The organism is Bradyrhizobium sp. (genome assembly GCF_049512235.1).
In the GTDB taxonomy this organism is placed as follows: Bacteria; Pseudomonadota; Alphaproteobacteria; order Rhizobiales; family Xanthobacteraceae; genus Bradyrhizobium.
The window spans coordinates 1-3925 of sequence record NZ_JBEKXH010000554.1 but is presented as its reverse complement, the minus strand read 5'-3'; the positions used below and the strand labels follow the sequence as shown (position 1 = coordinate 3925).

The window sequence follows — 3925 nt, the reverse complement described above, 5'->3', positions numbered from 1 at the left end:
TGCGCCATGGTTTCCGCACCGTGGCCCCAGACATAGATGCAGACGAACAGGAACAGCCACACCACGTCGACGAAATGCCAGTACCAGGCGGCGAATTCGAAGCCGAGATGCTGGGTCGGGGTAAAATGACCGGCATAGGCGCGCGCCAGGCAGACGGTCAGGAAGATGGTGCCGATCAGCACATGGAAGCCGTGGAAGCCGGTCGCCATGAAGAAGGTTGCGCCATAAACGTTGCCGGCGAAGCTGAAGGCGGCATGGGCATATTCGTAAGCCTGCACGCAGGTGAAGCTCGCCCCGAGCAGGATGGTGAGGATCAGACCGTACTTCAGTCCCTGGCGGTCGTTCTCCAGGAGCGCATGGTGCGCCCAGGTCACCGTGGTGCCGGAGGTCAGCAGCAAGAGCGTATTGAGCAAGGGCAGATGCCAGGGATCGAAGGGCTCGATGCCCTTGGGCGGCCAGACCCCTCCGAACAGGGCATCGCGGGTGGCGTGGACGGGATCGCCGGGGAATAGCGAGGAGTTGAAGAAGGCCCAGAACCAGGCGACGAAGAACATCACCTCGGAGGCAATGAACAGGATCATGCCGTAGCGATGGCTGATCTGGACCACGCGGGTGTGATCGCCCTTGTACTGCGCCTCGCGGATGACGTCCGCCCACCAGCTCGCCATGGTGTAGAGCACGCCGATGGTGCCGGCGCCAAAAATGATCGGCGCCGCGGCGGTCAGATGGTGCATCCAGGTGATCGCACCGACCGCCATGATGAGGGCCGAGACGGCGCCGACGATCGGCCACGGGCTTGGATCGACGAGATGGTAGTCATGGTGTTTGGCTTGGGCCGTAGCCATTGCGGTCTCTCCGTTAGCGGTGCCGGTGGTATTCGGCGGATGTTGGTCTCAAGATCAAATCCCCCGGGCTTTTCTGCATCCCTGACATCAGAGGCTGCCTTTGGGTCTGTCAGGTTCGCGCGCCGCCAGCGGGATCGCGGCCGGCGCGCGCACGGGATAGAAGGTATAGGACAGCGTGATGCTGTTCAGTCCGTCATTGTCGCTGTCCCTGACAATCGAGGGATCGACATAAAACACCACCGGCATCTCGCGCTTTTCGCCGGCTGCCATGGTCTGTTCGGTGAAACAGAAGCAGTTGATCTTCTGGAAATACGCACCGACCGTGAGCGGCGCCACATTATAGGCCGCCTGCCCGGTCGTGCTCCGCGCCGATAGATTGGTCACGTTGTAATACACGGTGACGACTTGCCCGATATTGACCTCGATCTCGGTCTGTTCGGGCTCGAATTTCCACGGCAACCCGCCGGCCACGTTGGCATCGAAGCGCACCGCAATTCTGCGCGCCAGCGGCGCCGTGCTCGGTGCCGATTGCGCAACCTGGGTCGTGCCGTTGAAGCCGGTGGCGCGGCAGAACCAGTTGTAGAACGGCACCGCCGCATAGGCGGCGCCGACCATCAACACCGCGACCAGACCTGCGAGCGAACCCACCAGCGCATCGCGGCCGGGGCCACGGCGCCTGGCCGCCCCGGGGCTTTCGCCCGGCGGCTGCGGCATCGCCGGTTCGTGTTCGATATCCATCACGCCAGATCCATCACAGCATGTCCACGATCACAATGGCCTTACCAGCACGGCCGGCCCCTTGACGATGGTGACCGCAAAAAACAGCACGACCAGCACGCCGAGCGCGAGTGCGATGGCGATCGAGCGTTGGCGGCGGCTCTTCTTCTGGGCCTCGGTGAGGACGATCCCATCGGGCTTCGGATTGTCGGCCATCGCCTCGCCATGCGCCCCCTACCAGATCGACGGCAGAAGCGCGTGAACGACCACCTCGATCAGCAAGGTCGCAAACAGCGCGAACAGATACAGGATGGAGAACGCGAACAGTTTTCGCGTTGCCCGCGAAGCCTCCACACCGACCCGACGCCGGTAAACCCGAACGGCAAGCACCAGCATCCAGCTGCCGAGCAGCAATGAGGCCACGCCATAGGCCGCGTCGAAATAGCCGAGCGGCCACGGCGCGACCGCTACCGAGACCAGCACGATCGTATAAAGCAGGATCTGCAGCCGCGTGGCATCGGGGCCGGCGACCACCGGCAGCATCGGCACGCCGGCGCGGGCGTAATCGTCGTTGCGAAACAGCGCCAGCGCCCAGAAATGCGGCGGGGTCCAGAAGAAGATGATCAGGAACAGCAGCCATGGCTCCACCGAGAAAGAACCGGTCGCCGCCGTCCAGGCCACCACCGGGGGGAGCGCTCCGGCGGCGCCGCCGATCACGATGTTCTGCGCCGTCCAGCGCTTCAGCGCCATCGTATAGATCACGACGTAGAAAAAAATCGTGAACGCCAGCAGGGCGCCGGCAAACCAATTGACCAGGATACCGAGTGTCATTACCGCGAAGAACGACAACGTCACTGCGAATGCCAGCGCTTCCGGCCGGGTGATGCGCCCACGCGGTATCGGCCGGTTCGCGGTGCGTGTCATCAGCGCGTCGATATCGCTCTCGTACCACATGTTGAACGCGCCCGCGGCGCCGGCGCCGACCGCGATGCAGAGGATCGAGGTGAAGGCCAGCACCGGATGAAAGTGGCCCGGCGCCAGCGCGAGACCGACCAGCGCGGTGAAGATTACGAGCGACATCACCCGCGGCTTCAGGAGCTCGACGTAGTCGGCAACATCGGCCTCGGAAATCCGGGGCGACAGCTCAACGGCGTTGTGGTCGACAACCGACACGACAGGTCAATCCCTTGTCTCTCTCCGCGCGATCACGGAGCATCCATCATCTCTCCGTCGCTTTCGAGGCCCGGGCGAAACGAGGCTCTGACAGCGACGGTCTTTATCCTACCCTAAATTACTTGGAGCCCATGCCAGGCGCGGGGCTCCAAGGGGATCGCGGCTACTGCACGCGCGGCAGCACCTCGAACTGGTGGAATGGCGGCGGCGACGACAGCGTCCATTCCAGGGTGGTGGCGCCCACCCCCCACGGATTATTGCCGGCCAGCTGTTTGCGCGCGAACGCATCGATCACGCCATAGATGAAGATCAGAACGCCAAATCCCGAGATGTAGGAACCAAGCGAGGAGACCAGGTTCCAGCCGGCGAAGGCGTCGGGATAATCGACGTAGCGGCGCGGCATGCCGGAGAGCCCGAGGAAGTGCTGCGGGAAGAACACCAGATTGACGCCGACGAAGGTGACCCAGAAGTGCAGCTTGCCGATGGTCTCCGAATACATGTAGCCGGTCATTTTCGGGAACCAGTAGTACCAGCCGGCGAAGATCGCGAACACCGCGCCGAGCGACAGCACGTAGTGGAAGTGCGCGACGACATAATAGGTGTCCTGCAGCACGCGGTCGACGCCGGCATTGGCGAGCACGACGCCGGTGACGCCGCCCAGCGTGAACAGGAAGATGAAGCCGACCGCCCACAGCATCGGCGTCTTGAACTCGATCGAGCCGCCCCACATGGTGGCGATCCAGGAGAAGATCTTCACGCCCGTAGGCACCGCGATCACCATCGTGGCGGCGACGAAATAGGCCTGCGTCGTCGAGGTCATGCCGACGGTGTACATGTGGTGCGCCCAGACCACGAAGCCGATACCGCCGATCGCCACCATCGCATAGGCCATGCCGAGATAGCCAAACACCGGCTTCTTCGAGAAGGTCGAGACGATCTGGCTGACCATGCCGAAACCGGGCACGATCAGGATGTAGACTTCGGGGTGACCGAAGAACCAGAACAGATGCTGGAACAGCACCGGATCGCCGCCGCCTTCGGCGGAGAAGAAGGTGGTGCCGAAATTGCGGTCGGTGAGCAGCATGGTGATGGCGCCGGCCAGCACCGGCAGCGACAACAGCAGCAGGAACACCGTCACCAGGATCGACCACACGAACAAAGGCATCTTGTGCAGCGTCATGCCCGGCGCG

At 63.1% G+C, this 3925-nt stretch carries 5 protein-coding genes; all 5 read right to left on the bottom strand.

Annotation, left to right across the window (positions count from 1 at the left end; all coding sequences use genetic code 11):
* On the bottom strand, positions 1–845 hold an 845-nt coding region (locus ABSG20_RS31565), incomplete at its 3' end, for a cytochrome c oxidase subunit 3 (protein WP_423868367.1).
* Positions 846–932: 87 nt separating this feature from the next.
* Positions 933–1583, bottom strand: a complete 651-nt coding sequence (locus tag ABSG20_RS31560) for a cytochrome c oxidase assembly protein (RefSeq protein WP_423868366.1) — start codon at positions 1581–1583, stop codon at positions 933–935.
* A 30-nt stretch (positions 1584–1613) separates the two neighbouring features.
* Positions 1614–1778: a cytochrome c oxidase system small membrane protein gene (locus ABSG20_RS31555; protein ID WP_423868365.1), complete on the bottom strand. Its 165-nt coding sequence runs from the start codon at positions 1776–1778 to the stop codon at positions 1614–1616.
* 18 nt (positions 1779–1796) lie between these two features.
* Complete coding sequence (locus ABSG20_RS31550) at positions 1797–2735, bottom strand: heme o synthase (RefSeq protein WP_423868364.1); 939 nt, start codon at positions 2733–2735, stop codon at positions 1797–1799.
* Between the two features lie 163 nt (positions 2736–2898).
* The coding region (locus ABSG20_RS31545) for a cbb3-type cytochrome c oxidase subunit I (RefSeq protein ID WP_423868363.1) at positions 2899–3925 on the bottom strand (1027 nt) is incomplete at its 5' end.

Coding starts and splice junctions, on each gene's coding strand:
- ABSG20_RS31555 (WP_423868365.1), bottom strand. CDS start 1,778: ATGGCCGACAATCCGAAGCCCGATGGGATCGTCCTCACCGAGGCCCAG.
- ABSG20_RS31560 (WP_423868366.1), bottom strand. CDS start 1,583: ATGGATATCGAACACGAACCGGCGATGCCGCAGCCGCCGGGCGAAAGC.